A 24,145-nucleotide genomic window follows, 5' to 3' on the forward strand; every position below is an offset into this window, starting at 1 on the left:
AGGAATGCGATATATGACCATAAAAAACATCGAGGAGTTGTTTGTCCATGATGGAAGCGCTTTCGTGACCGAGGTCTATCGGAATCTACTAAAACGCGAGCCTGATGAGCACGGGTTGATGTACTACCTGGGTCGTCTGGCACAGGGTTACAGCAAGGCCGAAGTTATCGCGCAACTAGCTAAATCTGCGGAATGTGAGACCCAGAATGAGGTTGTCGGGCTTAAAAAGCTCATGGTGGAAACGCAACGTGCAAAAAGTTGGTATTGGCGATTGTTCGGACGTTGTGGTCGGATGGAAGCTTCTTTTCACACAGTCACGTTAAAACTGGCTCAGCTTGATATTCAGCTTGCGCGTACCAACCAGCATTTGGCTTTCCTACAAGAGGCAGTGCAAATTGCTACAAAAAGTCACGAGCAATATATGGAGAATATAGTGCATCAAGTCGCGCAAATTCAGATCATTTCACCTGAACTTAATCAATATCAGGACAAGTCACAACAACTTTCATCCAAAAATGTCGAGCAAGTCTTTATGGATGTTCTGGGGCGTGGGCCGGAAAGTGTGGAAGTCAAAAACCACCATGCACTTTTGGAGTCGGAGCAAGCCCTGCGTGAAGTATTGATATGTTCTGCGGAGTTTCAATCTAAGCTGGCAGGTCTATCTGAGTATGCCCGCGATATTTTTCAGCGCCAAATTCAAATAGCAGGAGTAACATACGGAGATTAATTCATGCGGTTGGTAATCGATATGCAAGGTGCGCAAACGGCAAGCCGCTTTAGGGGTATTGGGCGCTATACTTTCTCTCTAGTTAAGGAAATGGCGCGGCTGCGCGGCGAACATGAAATTCTGCTTGTGCTCAACGCAGCCTACGCGGATACCATTGAGCAGATTCGCGCCGACTTTGCTCAATGGCTTCCAGTGGATGCAATTAGGGTATTTGAGGTTGCAGGGCCAGTTGACGGGCATGATGTTGCCAATGATTCGCTACGAAAAGCCTCCGAGTCGATGTTGGAAGCCTTTTTCTACAGCTTGAAACCCGATGTGATTTTGATTTCCTCGCTGTTTGAAGGTTTTTATGGATATGCTGTTACAATTTCGGGTGGCTTGAATGGCGTCGCTCCTACAGCAGTAATCTTATACGATCTAATTCCGCAAGTTCACCCGCATATTTACTTGCGGGACCCAGACATGAATCGATGGTATTTAGGCAAACTTAATCATCTCAAACGAGCCGATATTCTACTTTCCATTTCGGAATCTTCCGGACGCGATGCAGTTGATCATCTCAATTTCTCTGAGCAGGCAGTTATCAATATATCCACGGCTTGTGATCCACAATTTCACCCAATTTATTTGAGTGAAGCCACGCGCTCGCACCTAGACACTACATACGGTATTAACCGCCCATTCGTGCTGGCTGCCGGTGATACAGATGCTCGTAAAAATCTTGATGGTCTTTTTCGCGCTTTTGCTAATCTTCCTGAGGAAATACGGGATAGCTACTCACTTGTGTTGGTGGGGCATGGAGTATTCCATCAAAAAAATCATTTTCTATCTCTTGCAATAAAGGCTGGTTTGCAACGGAGTGAACTAATTTTTACAGGTTATGTATCTGATTCGGAATTAAATCTACTGTATAATGCCTGCAGTCTGTTTGTCTTTCCTTCCTGGTATGAAGGTTTCGGGCTGCCGGTGCTGGAAGCTATGACCTGCGGTAAAGCTGTCATCGCAGCCAACAGTTCTAGCCTGCCTGAAGTGCTTGGCCGGCAGGACGCCTTATTTGCTCCGCGTGATGACGTGGCCATGACCACCAAAATGGCCGAAGTACTGGGCAACGCCGAATTCCGTCAGGATTTGGAGCGCCATGGCTTGGAGCAAGCTAAAAAATTTTCATGGGAATTCAGCGCCCACCGCGCATGGAATGCCTTGCAAAACCTTCATGCGCAGCATCTAGATCAACGCTCTGCAACACGGATTCACCCTACCCGTCGTCCTAGTGTAGTGTTGCATTCTGTTTGCTGCTTAAATGGCTGTTGGCGCGAATGACTTTTTGCAGGATGTCGCGGGCGGTTTTGGTCCAGATGAAAGGCTTGGGATGGGTGTTGTGGTGGTCGATGTACCCCTCAATGGCCTGGATGAGTTCAGGCACACTGGTGAACACCCCACGACGTAACCGCTGGGTCGTGATATCCCGAAAGAAACGCTCGACCATGTTGAGCCAGGATGCCGAAGTGGGCGTAAAGTGCATGTGAATACGCGGGTGCTTGTCGAGCCACGCCTGTACTACCGGGTGTTTATGGGTCGCATAGTTGTCGGCGATCAAATGCAGAGCCTTGTCCTTGGGCGTCTGCCGATCAATTTTCTTCAGGAACTTCAGCCATTCCACATGGGTATGGCGCTGTTGACACTGTCCGATGACCTGACCATCCAGCACGTTGAGGGCGGCAAACAAGGTCGTGGTACCATTACGTTTGTAGTCGTGGGTCATCGTTTCTGCGCGGCCCTTTTTGAGGGGAAGTCCCGGTTGGGTCCGGTCCAGGGCCTGCACCTGACTTTTTTCATCCGCGCAGAGCACCAAGGCATGCTCCGGGGGAGACATATACAACCCCACAATATCTTCCAGCTTTTCCACAAAATGCGGGTCACGTGACACCTTGAAACCACGCAGCAGATGAGGCTTGAGGCCATGCTTGCGCCAATGCCGTGACACACTGGCGGCACTGACACCCAGTTCTGCCGCCATCCTACGCGTACTCCAATGCGTCATCGCTTCCGGCTTACTCTGCGTGGTCAATTCTACCAGACGGGCCACATCCACTTTCACCGGAGGGGCGCCGCGCGGTAAATCGCGTTCAATGCCCGACAAGCGGTGTTCCAGATAACGCTTGCGCCAACGTGCGACTTGCAGGCGATCCACCCCCAGGCGCTCCGCAATTTCTTTGTTCTGCAAGCCCTCTGCCGCCAGCAATATCATCCGTGCCCGTAATGACAAGCGGACACTGCTTAATCGGGAGGCGACTATACGGGACAACTCGGACCGCTCTTCGCTGGTTAAAGTGACTGTGGGCGCAACTCGCAAGGCTCGACTCCATTCATACCCTCAACATGGAGCTATTTTATCATCATTAACCTTAAGGTTCACCAAGAATGCAACACTACACTAGATTGTAACCGAATATCAACTTGGAGGTCATCCAATAGGCACGTCTACCCACAATGTCAGCTAGATGAGCACGTCGTACTGCGCCTTAGTCGCATCATGAGATAATTACAGGTTAACAAGTAACCCATTGTTTTATTTGGTGGGCGGTACAGGGTTCGAACCTGTGACCCCTGCCGTGTGAAGGCAGTGCTCTACCACTGAGCTAACCGCCCTGGATGCCGAACGGTTCCAGAGAGCGCGTAAAATACCAATCGCGGCCATTCAGGTCAACCAGCAGTTAATCTCCCGTAGTTAGCCTCCCTTGCCAAATCAGAAGAATTAGGCTATTTACTTTCCTTAGAAAAAAGAATGAGGAAGACGCCTATGTCAAGGCAGTACTTTATGTTTGCGAAAAGCCCCCTTAAACGGGGGGGAATAACTCTTCTGTTTTTGACATTGACGCTCAGTGGCTGTGCCAGCATGGCCCCCAACAGTCCTTCTTCTTTCTCACTCCCATCCCAGCCCCCGGTGCAATCCTCGGATTATGTGCAGCACGCCGAAGCTACCACTCTGGATGCCGTTCTGGTCCATGCCATTTCGGAAATCGGCAAGAACTACCGATGGGGAGGAGACACTCCCCAGACCGGCTTTGACTGCAGCGGCCTCATTCAATATGTGCTGGAGCAGGCTGGTGTGGACATTCCCAGAACTTCTTTTGCCCAGGCCGCTGCCCTGCCTTCCGTGCCCTTAAGTCGTATCCGCCCTGGTGATCTGGTGTTTTTCAATACCATGGGACAACCATTTTCGCATGTAGGAATTTACATCGGTGGGCAGCAATTTGTCAGCGCACTGAACCGACGCCAGGGTGTCGCCGTGCAAAGCCTGCAAATCCCTTATTGGGCCGAACGTCTGGATGGTGTGCGACGGCCCATGCCCAGAGAATTACTGGCCATGCGCGACAACTGAACACGTATCCGATCCGGATTTCAACAAGACAACGAGCGAGCACATGCACCTCAAATCCATCATCCGAAGCATTTTCAGCACCAGCATCATGGCTATCCTGCTTTCGGCCTGTGCCACCGAAGTCGAGCCTACTGGTACCGTCAGCCCCCCTACCGTCCAGACCATGCCGGGCTCCAGCGCTTCAACTTCCACAACTCAGCCATTAACCGTCCAACAGGCGCAAAACATGCTCCCTGCTCCGCCGGTTTCCTGTGTACGGGATGTTTATTTTCCTAATTTCCCTCAGCAATACCAACGGCAACTCCAGGAAATTGCCTGTCATTTACAGATAAACGATGGCCTGCCAGCCCATTATGTCATTTCAGCCCTGCAAAACGCCCGCTTCAATGCCCGCGCCGTAACACTGATGACCCCGCCGCCGCCCAGCCAGCAGCCCTCAGCCCCATATCCGTGGTGGCGCTATCGAGACCGTTTTCTGCACCCCGACCGGATTAACCGGGGATTGCAGTTCTGGAATGCGCACAGTACCCTACTCGAGCAGGTCAGCCAGAAATACGGGGTTCCTGGATCGATTTTGATGGGTATTCTCAACATTGAAACCGGTTTTGGTTCCTTCATGGGAAACTTCTCGGTGCTGAACAGCAACCTTAGCCTCTCGCTGGCTTTGCCGGGGCGTCGCCGGTTTTTTCTGCATGAAACTGCTGAAACCCTGAAATTGGCCCAAAAGCTGGGGGCGTCACCAGCAACCCTGATGGGTTCTGAAGCCGGAGCCATGGGGATGTCGCAATTCCTGGCCAGCAGTTATTTGCGTTACGGCATTGTCTGGAATGACCCTCCGGGCGGCCCTCTGCCTAACCTCTGGCAATCTCCCGCTGACGTGCTGGCCTCTACGGCCAATTTCTTTCTGGGCCATGGTTGGCAGCCAGGGCAACCGGTCATGGCCAGAGTGGCGGGTTCCAGCGGGGTTGACGCTACCGCCTTCCTGCACGGCAAACATCCCTTGGGGCAACTGCTGGCCGCCGGGATTCAGCCGGAAGAACCCTCATCCTTGCCTGCTGACACCCCCGTTGGCCTGCTCCGCCTGCAAACTGCCGAAGGTCCTACACTGTTTATTGCCTACCCCAACTTCTACGCCATCATGGGCTACAATCCCAGCGTGTACTATTCAGCTACGGTCTGGGCATATTCCCGGGCCATTCAACGGGCACTGGATGGCTGAAGCTGAAAACGACACAGGACCAAGCAACGGGACAATTGCCTCACGCCAGCGCCCCCGTGTTAAGATGAGGCACCCCTAATATCAGGTCATGAGGTCAGGTGTGCCATCACAACACGCTGCAAAACCAGTGGTCGATCAAATTATCAGTGCGCGCTGGGTCATTCCGGTGCGTCCCCGCGTACTGCTGCATCATCATGCGCTGGCCATCAAGCAGGGGCGCATTGTCGCTATCGGTCCCCGGGACGAAATTCATGCCGCATATACAGCAGCAGATAACACGACCCTCGACCAGCATGTGTTGATGCCCGGTTTCGTCAATGCCCATACGCATGCGGCCATGACCCTGATGCGCGGGCTCGCCGATGACCTGCCCCTGATGACCTGGCTCAACGAACATATCTGGCCCGTAGAAGGGCGTTTTGTCAGCCCGGAATTTGTCAGCATGGGTACGGAACTGGCCATCGCTGAAATGCTGCGTGGCGGCACCACCACTTTCAATGATATGTATTTTTTTCCCGAAGCCGCCGCCCAAAGTGCTCAGAACATGGGTATGCGTGCCCACATCGGGCATGTCATCATCGATTTTCCTACGGCTTATGCCGCAAATGCCGATGCCTGCCTGCAAGCGGCCGCTGATCTTCTCCCCTGCCTGCAGCAAATGCCGCTGATCCGCCAAAGTCTCGCACCCCATGCACCTTATACGGTTGCTGACGCCGGTTTACGGGGTACCAGAGAACTGGCCGAAGCCGAACAACTGCCCGTCCACATGCATGTCCATGAAACCGCCCATGAGGTGGAAGAAAGTCTCGCTCAGCATGGTCGGCGTCCCCTTGCGCGGCTCGCGGAGCTGGGTCTTTTGAATCCGCGTTTTCTGGCGGTACACATGACCCAACTGGACGCTGATGACTTGACGATTTGTCGGGATAGCGGGTTGCACATCGCCCACTGCCCGGAATCCAATCTTAAACTCGGTTCCGGCATCGCCCCCGTGGCCCGTATTCGAGAGCAGGGTATCGGGGTGGCCATCGGTACGGATGGCGCCGCCAGCAATAACGATCTCGACATGCTCGGTGAACTGCGCACTGCGGCCTTGCTGGCCAAAGGTTTCAGCGGCGATCCGACGGCCTTCCCGGCCTGGGAAGTCCTGGAAGCGGCTACTTTGGGAGGTGCCGAAGCCATCGGCTGGGGGGACCTGACCGGCAGTCTGGAACCCGGCAAGACTGCGGATTGCATCGCCATTTCCCTCGACCACCCGGCCACCTTCCCGGTCTATGACCCGGTATCCCAGGTCGCCTACTGTGCCGGACGCGATCAGGTTACCCACGTCTGGGTAAATGGCCAAATCCGTATTCGTCGGGGTCAGGCGGTGGATTGGGAAGAGCAGGCATTATTCAGCCGCGCGCAAGCATGGGTTAAGCGCATTCGCGACAAGGATCAAAACACATGAACATGGATCAGGCCGAAGTCAGCAAATTTGATGCTCTCGCCAGCACCTGGTGGGACCCTGCCGGACCTTTCCGGACACTGCATGAAATCAATCCGTTGCGCGTAGATTTTATCGCCCGGGGCTGTCAGGGTTTGCGCGGTAAGCACATTCTCGATGTCGGGACCGGTGGCGGTCTGCTGGCAGAAGCCATGGCCCGGCTGGGTGCTCACGTTACGGGCATTGATCTGGCAGCAGATGGTATTGCAGCGGCACAGGCCCACGCCGAACTCGGGCATCTGCAAGTCCAGTACCGCAGAGTGGCTGTAGAGGAGCTGGCCGAGGAACAGCCCGAGTCCTACGATGTGGTGACCTGCATGGAAATGCTGGAGCATGTCCCTGATCCTGCGGGCATTATTGCCGCCTGTGCAAAACTGCTGAAACCCGGCGGAAATGCTTTTTTTGCGACGCTCAATCGCAATCCCAAAAGCTACCTCCTGGCTATTGTGGGTGCCGAGTATGTTCTGGGTTTGTTGCCACGCGGCACCCACGATTATCAAAAATTCATTCGTCCCAGCGAACTCATTGCCATGACCCGCAAGGCGCAGTTAAAGAGCCGCACACTGAAAGGCATGCATTATGATCCTATCCGCCATTTAGCGCGTCTGAACGATGATGTGACGGTGAATTACCTCCTGCACACCCAAAAATGACCCAACCTGCTGCGGTACTTTTTGATCTCAATGGTACCCTGGTAGATACCGCACCGGATCTGGCGGCGGCTGCCAACCGGCTGCGTGAAAGTCGTGGACTCCCTGCCCTGCCCTTGGCTGACCTGCGCCCGGTAGCTTCCCAGGGCGCACGTGGATTATTGCGGGTCGCGTTTGGACTGCAACCTGAAGACCATGAGTTTCCGGTCCTGCGGGAAATATTTCTGGAAGACTATTTATCGCGGATTTGCGAACAGAGCACCCTGTTTCCCGGCATTGCACAAGTTCTTCACTGGCTGGAGGAAAACCAAATCCCCTGGGGTATCGTCACCAACAAACCGGGGTTCCTGACTACGCCCCTACTGGCGGCACTGGCGTTGCCGGTGGCCCCCGGCGTCGTCGTGAGTGGCGATACGACCGCCCGTGCCAAGCCCGATCCTTTGCCGGTTCGCCATGCCTTGCAGCAACTGGACGCCGAAGCCACGCAAAGCCTCATGATTGGCGATGATCATCGCGACATACTGGCGGGCCGCGCGGCGGGTACGCAGTGCTGGGCAGCTGGCTGGGGTTATGTGGAGGCGCAACATCCTCCGGAAAACTGGGAGGCTGATCAGATCATTACCCGTAGTGAATTACTGCAGTCCGCCCTTTTCCATGTCCACACCGCCCAATGAAACCGGATGCTGTTGGCTTCGGGTGATTTGCAACAGCGCGGCGGACAGAATCAATACGCCGCCCAGCACTTCCAGCAAGCCGGGCTTTTCCCCTGCCAAGCACCAGGCAGACAGTGCCCCGACAATCACCTCAAAGGGCATGATCACGGCAGACACACTGACCGGCATGCGCGCCACTCCGTACTGAATGGCCAAGGTCGCGCCGGCAATCCAGAGCCAGGAAAACCCCAGTAAATAGGGGTATTGCATTGGAGAAAGACTGGGCCAGGGTTGGAACCAGACAAAAGGCAGCGCCAACAGGACACAACCCCACCACACCGAAGTGGCACGATGCATATCTCCCAGCGCCTCATCGGCGCGCAGCACCACGTTGCTCAGGGCAAAAGCAAAACCCGAGGAAATGGACAAGAGATCGTTGGTACTCAGATCACTTACAGAAAAGCCCTGACCATGACTGACAACCAGCGCCGATCCACCTACTGCCAGGGCGGCAGCCAAAGCACCACGCCACCCCACCGCTTCCCGCAAAAAAATCCGGGCGGCAAAAATTGCCCAGACCGGCGAAAGATAAAAGAGCAAAAGGATGCGTACCACTTCTCCATGGACCAGTGCCAGCATAAAAGCCACATTGGTCCAGCCCCCGAAAACCAGCAGCCCGATCAGGGTCCAATGATGCCCCCGCAATTCCCCGCGACGCTTCCAGGACCACCATCCTGCCGGCAGAGCAAGCAGCAGATAGATGGCCAGAATCAACCAGGCACCATGCAGCCCCGCCACATTAAAGTAGCGCAAGGGCAGCCACAACACACCCCACAGACTGGAACCCAGGAGTAAAGCCATGATCGGCAAGTTCTGCTTGATAATATGTGGCATAAGTCTGCTGAGAACCTGTCCCAAGGAGAATTTCGGCAAGAATTTTTCGGATTATATCGGGATTGGCAAGCGGCGTCTCAGTTCCTCAGGCGCCGATCAGGGCTTGTCATAAACGCCATCCATGCCCCAGAATCAAAACCTATGACAACACATTCCATGAATCCATTATTGGATACCCTGCAGGCTTATCCTTTTGAGCGGTTGCGGCAGTTACTGGCCGGAGTGACAGCTCCCGACCGGGAACTGATAGATTTTTCCATTGGCGAGCCGCGCCATCCGGCACCAGGGATCGTCAGTGAAGCGATTATTGAGCATCTGCATGGTTTGACGGAATATCCCAAGGTGTTGGGTGATCTGCGGCTGCGTCAGGCGATTGCCCAATGGGCCAGCCAACGCTTTCATTTGCCGCCCGGTTTTCTGAATCCCGAATCTCAGGTCATTCCTGCCAATGGCAGTCGTGAGGCACTGTTCAGTATTGCCCAGGCCGTGTTACCCGCCCGCGCAAAGCCTCAACCGCTGGTATTGCTGCCCAATCCTTTTTATCAGATTTACGAGGGTGCGGCTCTGCTGGCCGGAGCAGAACCCTATTATCTCAATTGTGGCACGAATGGTCAGCCCGATTTTAAAACGATTGATGAAGCAGTTTGGGCACGCTGTGCCCTGCTCTATATCAATTCACCCCATAATCCGACGGGAGCAACGCTGTCCTGCGAAACCCTGCAGTGGCTTATTGAGAAATCCCGTCAGCATGGATTCGTCCTGGCCGCAGACGAATGTTACAGCGAGCTGTACACAGGTCCGGATGCCCCCGCTGGCATTCTTGAAGCCGCTGCACAAACCGGCAACCTCGACAATGTGCTGGCTTTTCACAGTCTTTCCAAGCGTTCCAGCATTCCCGGCGCGCGCAGTGGCTTTGTGGCCGGTGATGCCAGAATACTCAAGGCTTTTGTCCTGTATCGGACCTATCTGGGTGCCGCAATGCCGCCTTTTATTCAGGCAGCGTCCATCAGAGCCTGGCAGGATGAAACCCATGTTATCCAGACCCGGGCCAGTTATGCACAAAAATTTGCGGCAGCCCGGACTATTCTCGGTCAATATCTACCCATTGAAATCCCGGCTGGTGGCTTTTATCTCTGGCCGCTGGTCGGAAATGGCGAAGCCTTTGTGAAGGCCCTGTTTGCTGAAGAACATGTACGCTGTCTGCCGGGAGCTTATTTATCCCGGGAGGCGCAGGGCTGTCATCCCGGTCAGGATCGGGTGCGCATTGCCCTGGTTGGCAGTCATGAAGACTGCGTCGAAGGACTGGAGCGGATTCGGCATTTTCTGGAAACCCATCCATTATCTTCATTTTCCATTTGAACCACTTTGTGAAGGAGCTTTCGTGAGCCAGAGTCTTGAAACCATTATTGATGCTGCCTGGGAAAATCGGGCGGAAATTTCACCCAAACAGGCACCCGCCGATCTGCGTGATGCCGTTCACCAGACCATTGAAGGGCTGGATAAAGGCGTGCTTCGGGTTGCCGAAAAGCGTCATGGCGAATGGGTGACCCATCAGTGGATCAAAAAAGCCGTGCTCTTGTCTTTCCGACTTCACGATAACAGCCGTATCTCTGGTGCGGAGACCAATTTTTATGACAAGGTGCCGGGCAAATTTGCCGACTATAACAGCAACGACTTTCGCACCGGGGGCTTTCGCGTGGTGCCGCCGGCCACCGCCCGGCGTGGAGCTTTCATCGGCCGTAACTGCGTACTGATGCCTTCCTTTGTGAATATCGGTGCCTATGTGGATGAAGGCACCATGGTCGATACCTGGGCCACGGTCGGATCCTGCGCCCAGATTGGCAAAAATGTGCATCTTTCCGGAGGCGTCGGTATTGGCGGCGTACTGGAACCGCTGCAGGCTAACCCCACCATCATTGAAGACAACTGTTTCATTGGTGCGCGTTCCGAAGTTGTGGAAGGCGTCATTGTTGAAGAGGGCTCGGTAATTTCCATGGGCGTATTCATCGGTGCCAGTACCCGCATTTTCAACCGGGCAACCGGTGAAATCAGCTATGGACGGGTGCCTGCCGGTTCGGTTGTGGTATCCGGCAACCTGCCCTCTCCAGATGGTAGCTACAGTCTCTACTGTGCAGTTATTGTCAAACAGGTCGATGCCAAAACACTCAGCAAGGTGGGCATTAACCAGATTCTGCGAGATATCTGAAGGAAGCCGTACATGAAAAAAAGCAGCGTGCTGGCCCTGGCGGAAGATCTGATCTCCCGACCTTCGGTGACTCCGGAAGATGCCGGCTGTCAGGACCTGATGATAGGGCGGCTGGAAGCCCTGGGTTTTCGGGTGACCCGTCTGGCAGCCGGTGGCGTTGAGAATTTCTGGGCAGAACGCGGATCTTCAGGGCCATACCTCTGCTTTGCCGGACATACGGATGTGGTGCCCACCGGCCCGCTGGAAGCCTGGCACAGTGATCCCTTCACCCCCAGCATTCGCGACGGCATGCTCTATGGACGCGGTGCCGCCGACATGAAAGGCAGCCTGGCGGCGATGATCGTGGCGGCTGAACAGTTTATTGCCCGACATCCTGATCACCTCGGCCGTCTCGCGTTTCTGATCACCTCTGACGAGGAGGGTATTGCTACCCATGGCACCCGCCACGTCGTGGATTGGCTGCGTGATCAGAATACCCAGATTGACTGGTGCGTAGTGGGTGAACCTTCCTCGGAAAACCGTCTGGGCGATGTCATTAAAAACGGGCGGCGCGGCTCCCTGAATGGACGTCTGACCGTGCAGGGTGTGCAGGGTCATGTAGCCTATCCTGACAAGGCCGACAATCCCATTCATCGGGCTTTTCGCCCGCTGGCCGATCTGGTGGATCAACAATGGGATACGGGCAACCAGTTTTTTCCGCCCACCCGTTTACAGTTTTCCAATATTCACGCAGGCACCGGCGCCAATAATGTCATTCCGGGGCAACTCAGTGCCGACTTCAACTTCCGTTTTTCTACGGAATCCACCCCGGAATCCCTACAGGCTGGCGTCCATGGTCTTCTCGATGCTGCGCAAATCCATTATCAGATTGACTGGCAATTGTCGGGACCACCCTTTTTTACTCCTCCCGGTACTCTGGTGGCAGCCACCCAGTACGCCCTGAAAAAAATTCTCGGTCATCCGGCCAGCCTTTCTACGGGTGGAGGAACCTCTGATGGACGTTTCATTGCCCAACTGGGCGGCCAGGTGGTTGAGCTTGGCCCCATCAACAGCACCATTCACAAGCTCAATGAATGTGTGGCAGTAGCAGACCTGGAAGATTTGTCGCGGATTTACAGCGAAATCATGATTCATTTATTGGGATCCGGCCGGGATGATTAAGCCTGTAGTGCACCTATTATATGGCGTGCTGAGCATCACTGCGTTGCTGATCAGTGGTTGCGCCGGCGTCAGCCAGAAGGCCACTCAGGGCAACCTCCCCGCCCAGGCGGCTGCGGCAAGCTGCAGTGCGCCGACTCCTAACCTGCGCGCAGCCTACAATCGCAGCTATCAGATTCATGGAAGCCTTTATCACCCCCTGCAAAGTGCTGCCGGCTACAATGTGCGTGGACTGGCTTCCTGGTATGGCTGGGAATCCGGTTCCAAAACATCCATGGGAACCCCTTTTCGTCCCCGGGCTTATACGGCGGCCAGCCGTGACTTGCCGCTCCCGACCTGTGCCCGGGTCACCAATTTGAGCAATGGTCGTAGTATTGTTGTTCTGGTGAATGATCGCGGACCTTTTGTGGATGGACGCAAAATGGATCTCTCCTATGGAGCCGCCAGCGCCTTGGGGATGACCCGCCAGGGCACGGCGGCAGTGCAGATTGTCGCGCTCGCCCCCTCCAGCATAACCCCGACCGGGGTAAATAATTCCGAAGCCAGCCCAACAACCATGCATACCCAGGAAATTCAGGGGCCAACCCAAACCTATTTGCAAACCGGCGCATTCAAGGTATTAAACCACGCCACGCTGGAGCGAAATCGTCTTTATGCTGCGGGTTTCCGGGATGTACTGGTTGTTCCCGGGCTCGTTAAGGGACAACAATATTACAAGGTGCAGGTAGGCCCCCTTCCCGATGGCGTTGCTGCCGTACAGGCTGTCGCCGCCATGAAAAAAATGGGTTTTCATGATTTTTATCCGGTGGAACAATAAGCGGCTTGGTAATGCGTGACTTCATCTGGCCGAATTTTTATATTGTTGGTGCGGTAAAAAGCGGTACGACTTCCCTTTATGCCTACCTGAAGCAGCATCCTCAGGTTTTTCTGCCTAACATGAAGGAACCGCACTATTTCACCCAAGCCCATCCGCGTCCCGAACAGGATCACTTAATCCAGCGGGTGTCCAGCGAACGTGAATACCAACATTTGTACCGGGGATCCGAAAATTATATACGCATAGGAGATGCCAGCCCTTCTTATTTATGGTGCCCTGAAGCTGCAGAACGTATTCATAAAGTAAGGCCGGATGCCCGGATTATTGTCATTTTACGCGATCCGGTGCAGCGTGCTTATGCCCAATACCTCATGGACTATAATGAAGGCGTTATTGACTTGCCATTTCTAGACGCTTTGAAAAAAGACTGGACGCGCCCTGACAAGGGTTGGGGAGTGTCTCAGCTATATCTGGAACTCGGCCAATACGCCGCACAGATTTCCAGATACCAGCAGCGTTTTGGTACTGAAAACGTCCATATCTGCCTGCTGGAAGACCTTAAAAAAAATCCGATAGATGTCCTCATAAAAATTTGCGAGTTTCTGGAGATTGATCCGCAGGCTATCAATCATATCAATCTGCAATCCATCCATAATGCCTATCGCCTGCCACGGGGAAACTGGGCGCGTATCCTCGCCAGTAATCCCATCAGTCGCCGCATTGGCGAACACTTTTTCCCCCGGCGTTGGGGTGATTACATCTGGCGCCACATTTTCCTGATGAAAAGCCACAAACCGCCTATGGATGCGGAAGCTCTGTATTTTTTAAAGACTTTTTACGAACCAGAAATCCAACAACTGGAAAAACTGCTTATTCGACCACTACCGGAGCTGCGTAAATCCTGGGAGATGAAACAAGGAACTTATAAGTACTGATTTAAGACTAACAGTCATCTAGAATTTGACTGACAACCACCGCAAACACTTAGGGAAAAACCGATATGCTGGTATCAGCACCCCCCACTGCTGCCGTAATTTCCAGTGCATCCTCAACGGTCCTGCAAGCCCGAGAAATTCGGCGTATTCTCATCCGTCTCCATTATCTCCCGCTGATTCCGGAAGATTATCTGGGCGCGCATGGGCATATTCATAAAACTTACCAGTGGCGCTTTAAAATCCCGCGTGCCTTGCAGGCCCTTGCCGCATCGGATTCATGGCAAGATCCCTGGAATCCATTGGTACTGGGTGCCTTGTACCAGTTCGAAGCTGTGCATAATCTGCCGATAGTACCTGGCGGAATGGGCATACGTGGATTACCCCTGAACATAGAAAAAGCCCTGTTACACGCAAAAAAAACTGATCCGGATCCCTGGACCTGGATTCTGGTGACCAAATTTCCCCGCCCGGAAGAAATTCATTTGTTTATGGGCGGACATGGCTGGATTTTCCAGAGCAAAGCCAATACCGGCGTCATGCATGCCACTCCGGATGGGACCTGGCCGATTTATGCCCGTGATACCCATACCGCCATGGTTGGCCGCTTTCCCATACCAGTATCCCACGCGCAAATACGCTTATATGAAGCCGCGAAGTCGGCAGGTTATGCCCTCCAGTCCGTGCATTATTCGCGCTATCATCACCACTGGGTGGAATACCAACATTATGATGACCCGGATATCCGTTGGGTCAATTATTTCGACAGAGGCCGTGCCGTACATTTTTATCCCCGGGCCAATTACGGCTTTCCACAAAGTGCGGGCTGCGTCGAGCTTCCCAAAAGCGCGGCACACAAAGTGTACGGACTCATCCATTATGGAACACCCGTTACCGTCAGCCACGCTGCGATCGGCCCCTGGGATCCGCCAGGAAGCAAATACCTGAAACAACCCCTGAACATTAAACCCATCCATTTGGCTTATCGAGAAATCGCTGCCAAATCCACAGCACTTAGCGTACATCTGCAACTGGTGGAAACGAGCGTTTCAGACGCGAATCATTAACGTCAATACTTTACCGATAATTATTGGCTGGTAGCAGCCGCGAGCTTCGCAGCGTCGATTTTTACCTTGGCATGATCGCGCAGATCACGCAAATAAGCTGCCGACAACAATCTTCCCCGTTGTTCTTCCAGCGAGGCACGAATTTCTGCCGTCACCTTGGGATTGACGGCTACTGAAGAAGGCGCCATCACTTGAGTCACCGCAAATATTGTGTAGCCATTCTGTCCACGAACCATCCCCATGGAAGGTATATGCTTTATAGGAGCTGGGGCATCAAATGCTGCGCTCAGCAAAGTCGGATACAAACCCCGCGCATCTTTCCGGGTGACATTCAAATGGACTTGGACAGGATAAGTACCATCCGCAGTCAACACCTCTACCTTACCGGCTTTCCTGGCCGAAGCCAGCAGGGCTTCTGCTTTGCTTTTAGCCAGTTGCGTGGCTTTTTCTGCCGTTAATTGCGCCACAATCTGATTTTTGACTGCTGCTAAAGTCTGGGCTCTACCCGGGGTATAATGGAGCAGATGAACGGCCAGCAAATCTCCATTTTTCAAAGTCAGGGCCGAACTGTTTTTACCAGCCAATACGGCTTTGCTAAAAGCCAGATCCAATGCTTTCGGATCAGAAAAGGGACCACTGGATGCTTGTTTTCCAGCAGTCAGCTGCCCGCTCGATTCAATGGTTAAGTGATATGCTTTCGCCACTGACTGAAGTCCATCGGGACTACTGAAAAGGCGATCCTTGAAGTTTTCAACCTGGGCCTGAAAAGCATTTTCAGCAGCCTGATCAGCCTGTTCTGAATTTTTACTTCCGGAAGCAGCCGCTGCAGTGACGCCTTTCGCCGATGCCTGGTTCGCGCCAAGGAAATTATGCGGTCCCATAACTACGTAGTGCACTTCAACTTCAGCAGGCAAATGAAATTCAGATAAGTGCGACTGATAAAATGACTGCACTTCCGCCGTATCCGGCTTGGCTTGCTCAGCAAAATGCGCATCAGTGATGGTCACTGTCTTGATATCCCGATATTCCTGCGACCAACCCCATACTTCAGTCGCTGCCTGATCAGAAGCACTGGCAATAATTTGAGGAATAACCTGAAGTTGCTCCAGCCGCATGCTTTCGCGCAACATACCTTCAAATTGTGCAGGTGTCATTCCGTTGGCGGCTAATAATTTCTGGTATTTTGCCTTGGAAAAAACGCCCTTTTCCTGAAAAGCAGGAATGGCTTCTACTTTTTTGGCCAAGGCCGTATCCGAAACTTGTAAACCCAGGCGTCCGGCTTCGGTACCCAATAATATATTATCAATCAATCCATTCAGTACATCATGGGCAAAGCTGCTCTGCTGTGCCATTTTAGCAGCCGTTGCTGCTCCAAAAACATGACTATAACGTTCTTGCGCTTCTTCCAAGCGCTTATGAAACACCGCTTCGGTAATTTTTTGGCCATTTACAGAGGCTACAGCCGCAGGTCCGGAACTACCGGACATCAAATAGCCGCTAACGCCCCAGAGGACAAAGGACAACGCAATGAGTACCATAATTATTTTGGCAATAAATGATTGTCCAAAATTACGAAATACATCCATCATAATTACAATCCTCGCGAAACAGTGCTCCGGTATATATGACCACTTTACTGGTTGATGAAAGCCACTCTTACCACGAATTAAACTTGGATACGAATAAATCGCAGCAGAGAATTTCTGCTGTTAAAAATAAAAAAGCGCCCGCTTGCGAGGGCGCCTTTCTTCATTTGGCGGGGCGGACGGGGCTCGAACCCGCGACCTCCGGCGTGACAGGCCGGCATTCTAACCAACTGAACTACCACCCCAATAAATTGGTGGTGGGCGGTGAGGGGCTCGAACCCCCGACATTCGGCGTGTAAAGCCGACGCTCTACCAACTGAGCTAACCGCCCAAACCAGACGCGCTAGTTTACTGCATCACGCAATGCTTTACCAGCTTTAAATTTAGGTGTGCGACTGGCGGCAATCATGATTTCTGCACCTGTTGCAGGATTCCGACCCTTACGCGCTTCGCGTTCAGAAACCAGGAAAGAACCAAAACCTACCAGCGTGACCTGATCACCCTCTTTCAAGGCAGCAGTAACCACTTTAATAGCGGCATCCAGGGTATGTCCTGCGGCGGCACGCGTAACACCTGCTTCTTCTGCAATTTTTTCGATCAATTCGGATTTGTTCATAATTTCTTTCTCCTGTTATAGACCCAGACACTTCTGTAAAACTACGAATCAGCTAATGCTAGTAGAGGTTATAGCAGGGTAAAAAAACACTTGTCAAGATCACCAACAAAATCTACAAATGATTTCACATGTTAGACCCTATCTATCTGACAATATTCGTCGTGATTTAGCGACTGTCTACGTATTAATCAATGACAAATTATAACAGTACAAGTTGATAGCAGAACAAAATACTGCCTCTGAGAATAATCATATTCCCAGAGGCTGATAACAGTAATCTAGTGGGCTGTTGCTTTATCTTCCGCGTTATCTCCACTAACTGGCGGTACAACACCCAGTAGAGGTTCTCCATCATCAGGCAATGGTGTTGGTGACGTCTCCAGAGCAATCGCTAACACTTCGTCAATCCAGCGTACCGGCTTGATCGTGAGTGCATCACGCACGTTTTTGGGGATTTCCTGCAAATCCTTTTCGTTTTCAGCAGGAATCATCACCGTACTGATGCCCCCGCGATGTGCTGCCAACAGTTTCTCTTTCAAGCCCCCAATAGGCAGAACCTCACCACGGAGAGTAATTTCACCCGTCATGGCCACCGTAGCCTTGACCGGAATACCGGTCAGCGCAGAAACCAAAGCCGTGGCCATGCCGATGCCGGCGCTGGGGCCATCTTTGGGGGTCGCACCTTCAGGAACGTGAATATGGACATCCCGATTCTGATAAAAGTCAGCCGGAATACCCAACGCACGCGATCTGGCACGCACCACACTCATAGCAGCCTGAATGGACTCCTGCATGACGTCACCGAGTTTGCCTGTAATCAGCAGTTTACCCCGACCCGGTACAACCACAGCCTCAATACTCAGCAATTCACCCCCGACTTCCGTCCAGGCTAAGCCGGTGACTTCACCAATACGATTTTCTTTTTCTGCCTTGCCAAAATCAAAACGCCGAACACCCAGATATTTGTCCAGATTACGATCAGATACCTGAATTTTAGTGCGCTTCTTGTCCAGCAGGAGCTCCTTGACGACTTTACGGCAAATGCGCGCCAGCTCCCGCTCAAGATTCCGCACCCCCGCCTCGCGTGTATAGTAACGGATGATGTCCCGAATTACGGTTTGCGAAACCTGCATCTCCCCGTCTTTCAGACCGGCTTTCTCGATTTGCTTCGGGAGCAGATACTTAGTGGCAATATGGATTTTTTCATCTTCGGTATAACCGGAAATCCGGATGACCTCCATACGATCCATTAAAGGTGCCGGAATATTCAGGGTGTTAGCTGTAGTAACAAACATCACCTCGGACAAATTAAAGTCCACTTCCAGGTAATGATCATTAAAAGTGGCATTCTGCTCCGGATCGAGCACTTCAAGCAGTGCCGAAGCCGGATCACCCCTAAAATCCATCGCCATTTTGTCGACTTCATCCAGCAACATCAGCGGGTTGCGGGTTGCCACCTTGGCCAGACTCTGGACAATTTTTCCCGGCAATGCGCCGATATAAGTCCGCCGATGTCCGCGAATTTCCGCTTCATCACGTACTCCGCCCAGAGACATCCGCACAAATTTGCGATTGGTTGCTTCCGCAATGGAGCGGCCCAAACTGGTTTTACCAACACCGGGCGGACCAACCAGACACAAAATGGGGCCACGACTGTTACCCACACGTTCCTGCACAGCGAGATACTCCAGTATCCGCTCCTTCACATCTTCCAGACCATAGTGGTCGGCATCGAGGATGGCCTTGGCACGCTTAAGGTCTTTAGTAATTTTGCTGCGTTTACGCCAAGGAACACCAACCAGCCAGTCAATATAATTACGCACCACCGTCGCTTCCGCAGACATGGGGCTCATCATCCGTAGCTTCTTTAATTCGGCATCCGCCTTGGCCCGCACATCTTTGGGCATTCCGGCTTTTTCAATTTTACGGGCGAGCTCATCCAGCTCACTACCACCCTCTTCCGAAAGATCGCCGAGCTCCTTCTGGATGGCCTTCATCTGCTCATTCAGATAATACTCGCGCTGGCTTTTCTCCATTTGCCGCTTGACACGTCCACGAATCCGCTTTTCTACCTGCAGCAGATCAATTTCGGATTCCATCATGCCCAGCAGGTGTTCCAGTCGCACACGCGTATCTGCTTTTTCGAGAATATCCTGTTTTTCTTCCAGCTTGAGACTGAGATGGGCAGCCACCGTATCCGCCAGTCGCGCCGGATCATCCATACTGGCCAGGGTAGACAAAATTTCTGGCGGGATTTTTTTGTTGAGCTTTACATAGGACTCAAACTGCGCGCTGACTGAACGCATCAGCGCTTCCAGTTCACGATCATTGGCGGCACCACTGACCACTACCTGAACCTGGGCGCGCAGTGATTCGTCGGCCGGCAAAAAAGAGACAATTTTGGCCCGGTCCGTACCTTCCACCAGGACTTTAACCGTTCCGTCCGGCAGTTTCAGCAACTGCAAAATGGTCGCCAAGGTCCCGATACGATAAATATTTTCCGGCTGGGGATCATCATCAGCCGCATTTTTCTGAGAAACCAGCAGGATCTGTTTTTCTCCTGACATGGCTTCTTCCAGTGCGCGGATAGACTTCGCACGACCTACAAAAAGCGGGATCACCATATATGGGAAAACCACCACGTCCCGTAACGGAAGCACGGGCACCATCAGGGATTCTTCTTCTACCAGGAGACTTTTATCTATTTGCGCCACGGTTCACTCCAGAAATTCGATGATAACCATCATTAGGGAAGCAGATTGGGGCGCATGGTCGAGTTTTCAACGCGCCCCCAGCTTGTATCAGGCAGGATGAGACATATCTACCTTGATGGCATCGTCATAAACCAGAAGCGGCTTGCCGCCACTTTCCACCACCGCAGCATCCACCACCACTTTTTTGACGCCGGTCATGGAAGGCAGCTCGTACATCGTGTCCAGCAAAATCTGCTCAAGGATGGAGCGCAAGCCGCGAGCACCGGTTTTCCGCGCAAGGGCTTTTTTGGCAATCCCCTTGAGGGCCTCCGGACGGAACTCCAGGGTAACGCCCTCCAGGGAGAACATTTTCTGATATTGCTTGATCAGGGCATTTTTGGGTTCAGTGAGGATGGACATGAGTGCTTCTTCGTCCAACTCTTCCAAAAGTGCCAGAATGGGCAAACGTCCGACAAACTCGGGAATCAACCCATAGCGCACCAGATCTTCCGGTTCCAGATTCTGCATGAGCATGGCTGCAGTAGCATCTTTGTCCCGTTTTTTGAGGGGCGCGTTAAAGCCCATACCGCCTTTTTCGATGCGGGAAGAAACGGATTTTTCAAGGCCCGCAAACGCACCCCCGCAAATAAACAGAATGTGACGGGTATCCACCTGCAAAAACTCCTGCTGTGGATGTTTACGACCACCCTGAGGAGGAACCGAGGCAACGGTGCCTTCAATCAGTTTCAACAAAGCCTGCTGCACGCCTTCTCCCGATACATCGCGGGTAATGGAAGGGTTTTCAGATTTGCGAGTGATCTTATCGATTTCGTCGATATAGACAATTCCCGTCTGGGCTTTCTCGACGTCATAATCACATTTCTGCAGCAGTTTTTGAATGATGTTTTCCACATCCTCACCGACATAACCGGCTTCGGTGAGGGTCGTGGCATCGGCCATGGCAAAGGGCACGTTCAACAGGCGCGCCAAGGTCTGAGCCAGAAGGGTCTTGCCGGAACCGGTCGGACCAATCAACAAAATATTACTTTTGTCGAGTTCTACTTCATTGTCCTTACCGCCATGCTCCAGACGTTTGTAATGATTGTACACCGCCACGGAAAGCACTTTTTTGGCACTGTCCTGACCAATAACATAATCATCCAGGGTCTTGCGTATTTCCATGGGTTTCGGAAGCTTATCCGGCTGATCACCGCGCAGATCATCCAGGATCTCGTCCTTGACGATATCATTGCACAGTTCTATGCATTCATCGCAGATGAATACCGATGGTCCAGCAATCAGTTTCCGGACTTCGTGCTGACTTTTTCCGCAAAAAGAACAATACAAGGTCTTTTCGCCACTTCCCTCATGCTTTCCAGCCATAGCTGTTCTCCTGCCTGCTTCAGGCGGTCTCGTTATCGCCGCGATGGGTAATCACGGCATCGACGAGATGGTAGGTTTGGGCCTCTTCGGCCGACATGAAAAAATCCCGGTCGAGATCCTGCTCAATGCGTTCGCGACTCTGTCCAGTATGGTGGACCAGAATATCATTCAGACGTTCACGAATGCGCAGAATCTCTTTGGTGTGAATTTCGATATCATGCGCCTGCCCCTGGAAACCACCGGAAGGCTGATGCAACATGATTCTGGCGTTGGGTAATGCGTAGCGTTTGCCTTCCGCACCAGCGGCCAGCAGCACGGCGCCCATACTGGCGGCCTGGCCAATACAGACCGTGCTCACCTTGGGACGAATGAACTGCATGGTATCGTAAATAGCCATCCCTGCCGTCACAGACCCGCCCGGGCTATTGATATACAAAGCAATATCCTTGTCAGGATTTTCCGCTTCCAGGAAAAGCAGCTGGGCTACCACCAGGTTGGCCATCATGTCTTCCACCTGACCCACCATGAAAATAACCCGTTCTTTCAGCAGGCGGGAGTAAATATCATACGACCGCTCACCACGACCCGTTTGTTCCACCACTATCGGAACATATCCCAAACCCTGGGGGGCGGACGTAACTGGTTCTCCTGCTTGTTTCCACATCATTGCTGCTCCTCGATTAAGGGACGCTGCCACATTCGTCTGAATACCCGATTTACGCCGCCGGGGTTGCCGGAGAACGGCCAATCAACTGATTAAAGTTCACCGACTCTTCGGTCACTTTAACACGCTCCAGAAGCCATGCCACCACTTTATCCTCCAGCACCATGGCTTCTGCCTGTTCCAGCTGCTCCGGTTTGCTGCGATACCAGGCCACAAACTGGTCGGGATCCTCATATTGCTCGGCCATGTCACGGATGACTTGCGTCACCTCGGCAGAACTGGCCTGCAGCTTTTCCCGGCGCACCACTTCACTGAGGACCAGACCGAGCACTACCCGGCGCCTGGAGATATTTTCCAGGTCTCCAGCAGCACTGGCATTGGGGTCTTTCTGCAATTGTTCCAGTTCCCGGGCCAACATTTGTTTGGGCAGGTCTGGCTGGTTACTCTCGACCACCAGATCCAGCAGTTGCGATTTCACCTGGGCATGACTCAGCCTTTGGGCTTCGCGTTCCAGATTCTCCTTGACCTCCTGACGCAGGACGGCAACATCACCATCTTCGATACCCAGCGCCAGAGCAAATTCGGCATTCAATTCAGGCAACTGTGCTTCGGCCACTTCCTTGACCTGGAGATGAAATTCGGCATTTTTGCCCGCCAGTTCTGCCACATGATAATCCGCAGGAAACTGTACAGAAACACTTTTTTCTTCACCGGCAGAAAGCCCGATGAGGCCCTGTTCAATATCCGGGAGCAGCCGTCCGGCGCCCAGGACTACCTGATAATCCACCACATCGCCACCGGGCATGGGTTCACCATCCATAAGTCCCTGGAAATCTACCGTAACCCGGTCTTCATTTTGTGCCGCACGCTCGGTTTTAACATAAAAACGGCGCTGCTGGCGCATGATATCAATCGTGGCATCTACATCACTTTCCGTAACAACGGCACTCTTGCGAATCACCGTAGCCGTGGGAATTTGCGGTTCGAATTCAGGATAGACTTCAACAACCGCCGTGAACACGAAGTCTTCTCCGCGTCCGCCTTTTTCAACCTGCACTTCGGGACGCCCTACGGGACGCAGGGATTGTTCACGGACGGCCTGGGAATAGCGCTCATTAATCAGCTGATCAAAGGTTTCCATGAGGGCATCTGAACCATAATGGCGTTCAACAATAGCCAATGGTGCCTTGCCCGGACGGAATCCCGGAAAACGCGCTGAGCGGGCCTTGTTACGTAAACGTTGCGTGACACCACTTTCCACCTCACTGGCAGGAATGGTCACATGAATGTGGCGTTCCAGAGGCGCAGCCTCCGGTGTGGAAATTTGCATGAACTGATCCTTGTTTTTCATTTTGTCTAAGCCTAAACACCCATCATAAACACAAGCCCGCCGCCCCTCAAGGTCAGCGCAGCCCCCGACTGCCCGGTTTCACCGGGACACCACCCGCCGCGCAGAGCGGACAATCTTCAGCGGACCAGGTCCGCACCGGCAAACGCAGGAGTGGATAAAATGGAATACCATCAAAATCCTGGAAGCCCGCGCTACGATCAATAATTGCAGAACTAGCCAGTACCTTGCCACCTGCTGCCTCTACCGCAGTAATACATTCACGAGTCGATCCACCGGTCGTAGTAATATCTTCAACGACCAACACCCCTTCACCTGGGGATAAAGCAAAGCCCCGGCGCAGGACCATCTGGCCATTTTCACGTTCGGTAAAAAGACTGCGTACCCCCAGCGCTCTGGCACATTCATAGGAAACCAATACGGCACCCATGGCTGGCCCCACGACACAACGGATCTGCTTCCTGACTGCTTCTGGAATACCGGCAACCATCGCGACACAGAGGCGTTCTGCATGTTCTGGGTTCTGCAACACTTTTGCAGATTGCAAGTAGGTATCGCTGTGCAAGCCAGAGGACAATAAAAAATGTCCTTGTAACAAGGCACCATCATTTTTGTATAAATCCACTACTTCATCTGCTGTCACTGAGTTTGTTTCTCCATTAGTCTG

22 protein-coding genes and 3 tRNA genes are annotated in these 24,145 nt (G+C 52.9%); 13 read left to right on the plus strand and 12 right to left on the minus strand.

Translation table 11 applies throughout. The features are described 5' to 3' along the window. Positions 1-13: 13 nt before the first annotated feature. Positions 14-727: a DUF4214 domain-containing protein gene (locus tag GCD22_RS11235; protein WP_170286741.1), complete on the plus strand. Its 714-nt coding sequence runs from the start codon at positions 14-16 to the stop codon at positions 725-727. Between the two features lie 3 nt (positions 728-730). Then, complete coding sequence (locus GCD22_RS11240) at positions 731-2,047, plus strand: glycosyltransferase family 4 protein (RefSeq protein ID WP_031568769.1); 1,317 nt, start codon at positions 731-733, stop codon at positions 2,045-2,047. On the opposite strand, the gene GCD22_RS11245 is transcribed toward GCD22_RS11240, so the two are convergent. Further along, positions 1,995-3,080 (minus strand): IS630 family transposase, encoded by a 1,086-nt coding sequence (locus GCD22_RS11245; RefSeq protein ID WP_153940443.1) that lies wholly within the window; start codon positions 3,078-3,080, stop codon positions 1,995-1,997. The two genes, GCD22_RS11240 and GCD22_RS11245, sit on opposite strands and share 53 nt — an antisense overlap. Before the next feature lie 221 nt (positions 3,081-3,301). Then, positions 3,302-3,376, minus strand: a tRNA-Val gene (locus tag GCD22_RS11250). Between the two features lie 169 nt (positions 3,377-3,545). On the opposite strand from GCD22_RS11250, the gene GCD22_RS11255 reads away from it, so the two are divergent. The 5 genes from GCD22_RS11255 to GCD22_RS11275 all read left to right on the plus strand — a co-directional run bounded on the left by GCD22_RS11255 (position 3,546) and on the right by GCD22_RS11275 (position 8,135). Next, positions 3,546-4,109, plus strand: a complete 564-nt coding sequence (locus GCD22_RS11255; RefSeq protein WP_226855976.1) for a C40 family peptidase — start codon at positions 3,546-3,548, stop codon at positions 4,107-4,109. Between the two features lie 43 nt (positions 4,110-4,152). Next, positions 4,153-5,328 carry a lytic murein transglycosylase gene (locus GCD22_RS11260; protein ID WP_031568495.1) on the plus strand — a complete coding sequence of 392 codons (1,176 nt, stop codon included), beginning with the start codon at positions 4,153-4,155 and terminating at the stop codon, positions 5,326-5,328. A gap of 100 nt (positions 5,329-5,428) precedes the next feature. After that, complete coding sequence (locus GCD22_RS11265; RefSeq protein WP_031568492.1) at positions 5,429-6,775, plus strand: TRZ/ATZ family hydrolase; 1,347 nt, start codon at positions 5,429-5,431, stop codon at positions 6,773-6,775. Beyond that, complete coding sequence (ubiG, locus tag GCD22_RS11270) at positions 6,772-7,464, plus strand: bifunctional 2-polyprenyl-6-hydroxyphenol methylase/3-demethylubiquinol 3-O-methyltransferase UbiG (RefSeq protein ID WP_031568490.1); 693 nt, start codon at positions 6,772-6,774, stop codon at positions 7,462-7,464. Before GCD22_RS11265 ends, ubiG begins: the two co-directional genes overlap by 4 nt. Beyond that, positions 7,461-8,135, plus strand: coding sequence for an HAD family hydrolase (locus GCD22_RS11275; protein WP_153940785.1), 675 nt, complete (start codon positions 7,461-7,463; stop codon positions 8,133-8,135). The genes ubiG and GCD22_RS11275 overlap by 4 nt, the downstream gene beginning before the upstream one ends. Here GCD22_RS11275 and GCD22_RS11280 read toward each other — a convergent pair. Further along, a complete protein-coding gene (locus tag GCD22_RS11280; protein ID WP_140391081.1) occupies positions 8,094-9,008 on the minus strand; it encodes a DMT family transporter in 915 nt (304 codons plus the stop codon). The genes GCD22_RS11275 and GCD22_RS11280 overlap by 42 nt on opposite strands. 156 nt (positions 9,009-9,164) lie before the next feature. Between GCD22_RS11280 and dapC the strand changes: the two genes are divergently transcribed. The 6 genes from dapC (at position 9,165) to GCD22_RS11310 (ending at position 15,188) form a co-directional block, all read left to right on the plus strand. Beyond that, entirely contained in the window at positions 9,165-10,367 is a 1,203-nt protein-coding gene (gene dapC / locus GCD22_RS11285) for a succinyldiaminopimelate transaminase (RefSeq protein ID WP_051690399.1), read from the plus strand. Positions 10,368-10,389: 22 nt separating this feature from the next. Then, on the plus strand, positions 10,390-11,214 hold the full coding sequence (dapD, locus tag GCD22_RS11290; protein ID WP_031568482.1) for a 2,3,4,5-tetrahydropyridine-2,6-dicarboxylate N-succinyltransferase: 825 nt from the start codon (positions 10,390-10,392) through the stop codon (positions 11,212-11,214). 12 nt (positions 11,215-11,226) lie between these two features. Continuing rightward, positions 11,227-12,375 (plus strand): succinyl-diaminopimelate desuccinylase, encoded by a 1,149-nt coding sequence (dapE, locus tag GCD22_RS11295; RefSeq protein ID WP_031568479.1) that lies wholly within the window; start codon positions 11,227-11,229, stop codon positions 12,373-12,375. After that, positions 12,368-13,189 (plus strand): septal ring lytic transglycosylase RlpA family protein, encoded by an 822-nt coding sequence (locus tag GCD22_RS11300; RefSeq protein ID WP_031568477.1) that lies wholly within the window; start codon positions 12,368-12,370, stop codon positions 13,187-13,189. The genes dapE and GCD22_RS11300 overlap by 8 nt, the downstream gene beginning before the upstream one ends. 11 nt (positions 13,190-13,200) lie before the next feature. Next, on the plus strand, positions 13,201-14,124 hold the full coding sequence (locus GCD22_RS11305; RefSeq protein ID WP_031568475.1) for a sulfotransferase family protein: 924 nt from the start codon (positions 13,201-13,203) through the stop codon (positions 14,122-14,124). A gap of 65 nt (positions 14,125-14,189) precedes the next feature. Beyond that, complete coding sequence (locus GCD22_RS11310) at positions 14,190-15,188, plus strand: L,D-transpeptidase family protein (protein WP_081577422.1); 999 nt, start codon at positions 14,190-14,192, stop codon at positions 15,186-15,188. Positions 15,189-15,208: 20 nt separating this feature from the next. On the opposite strand, the gene GCD22_RS11315 is transcribed toward GCD22_RS11310, so the two are convergent. The 9 genes from GCD22_RS11315 to pyrE all read right to left on the minus strand — a co-directional run bounded on the left by GCD22_RS11315 (position 15,209) and on the right by pyrE (position 24,121). Next, on the minus strand, positions 15,209-16,777 hold the full coding sequence (locus GCD22_RS11315; protein ID WP_031568473.1) for a peptidylprolyl isomerase: 1,569 nt from the start codon (positions 16,775-16,777) through the stop codon (positions 15,209-15,211). A gap of 165 nt (positions 16,778-16,942) precedes the next feature. Continuing rightward, a tRNA-Asp gene (locus tag GCD22_RS11320) sits at positions 16,943-17,019 on the minus strand. Positions 17,020-17,029: 10 nt separating this feature from the next. Further along, positions 17,030-17,105, minus strand: a tRNA-Val gene (locus GCD22_RS11325). A 12-nt stretch (positions 17,106-17,117) separates the two neighbouring features. Next, entirely contained in the window at positions 17,118-17,390 is a 273-nt protein-coding gene (locus tag GCD22_RS11330) for an HU family DNA-binding protein (protein WP_024892767.1), read from the minus strand. A 278-nt stretch (positions 17,391-17,668) separates the two neighbouring features. Then, positions 17,669-20,104, minus strand: a complete 2,436-nt coding sequence (lon, locus tag GCD22_RS11335; protein WP_024892766.1) for an endopeptidase La — start codon at positions 20,102-20,104, stop codon at positions 17,669-17,671. Positions 20,105-20,191: 87 nt separating this feature from the next. Then, positions 20,192-21,466: an ATP-dependent Clp protease ATP-binding subunit ClpX gene (gene clpX, locus GCD22_RS11340; RefSeq protein WP_024892765.1), complete on the minus strand. Its 1,275-nt coding sequence runs from the start codon at positions 21,464-21,466 to the stop codon at positions 20,192-20,194. Positions 21,467-21,485: 19 nt separating this feature from the next. After that, on the minus strand, positions 21,486-22,133 hold the full coding sequence (gene clpP, locus GCD22_RS11345; protein WP_288009908.1) for an ATP-dependent Clp endopeptidase proteolytic subunit ClpP: 648 nt from the start codon (positions 22,131-22,133) through the stop codon (positions 21,486-21,488). A gap of 49 nt (positions 22,134-22,182) precedes the next feature. Then, positions 22,183-23,460, minus strand: coding sequence for a trigger factor (gene tig / locus GCD22_RS11350; protein ID WP_226842649.1), 1,278 nt, complete (start codon positions 23,458-23,460; stop codon positions 22,183-22,185). Between the two features lie 73 nt (positions 23,461-23,533). Continuing rightward, positions 23,534-24,121: an orotate phosphoribosyltransferase gene (pyrE, locus tag GCD22_RS11355; protein WP_010638110.1), complete on the minus strand. Its 588-nt coding sequence runs from the start codon at positions 24,119-24,121 to the stop codon at positions 23,534-23,536. Positions 24,122-24,145 lie beyond the last annotated feature (24 nt).

This window comes from Acidithiobacillus thiooxidans ATCC 19377 (assembly GCF_009662475.1).
Taxonomy (GTDB): Bacteria; Pseudomonadota; Gammaproteobacteria; order Acidithiobacillales; family Acidithiobacillaceae; genus Acidithiobacillus; species Acidithiobacillus thiooxidans.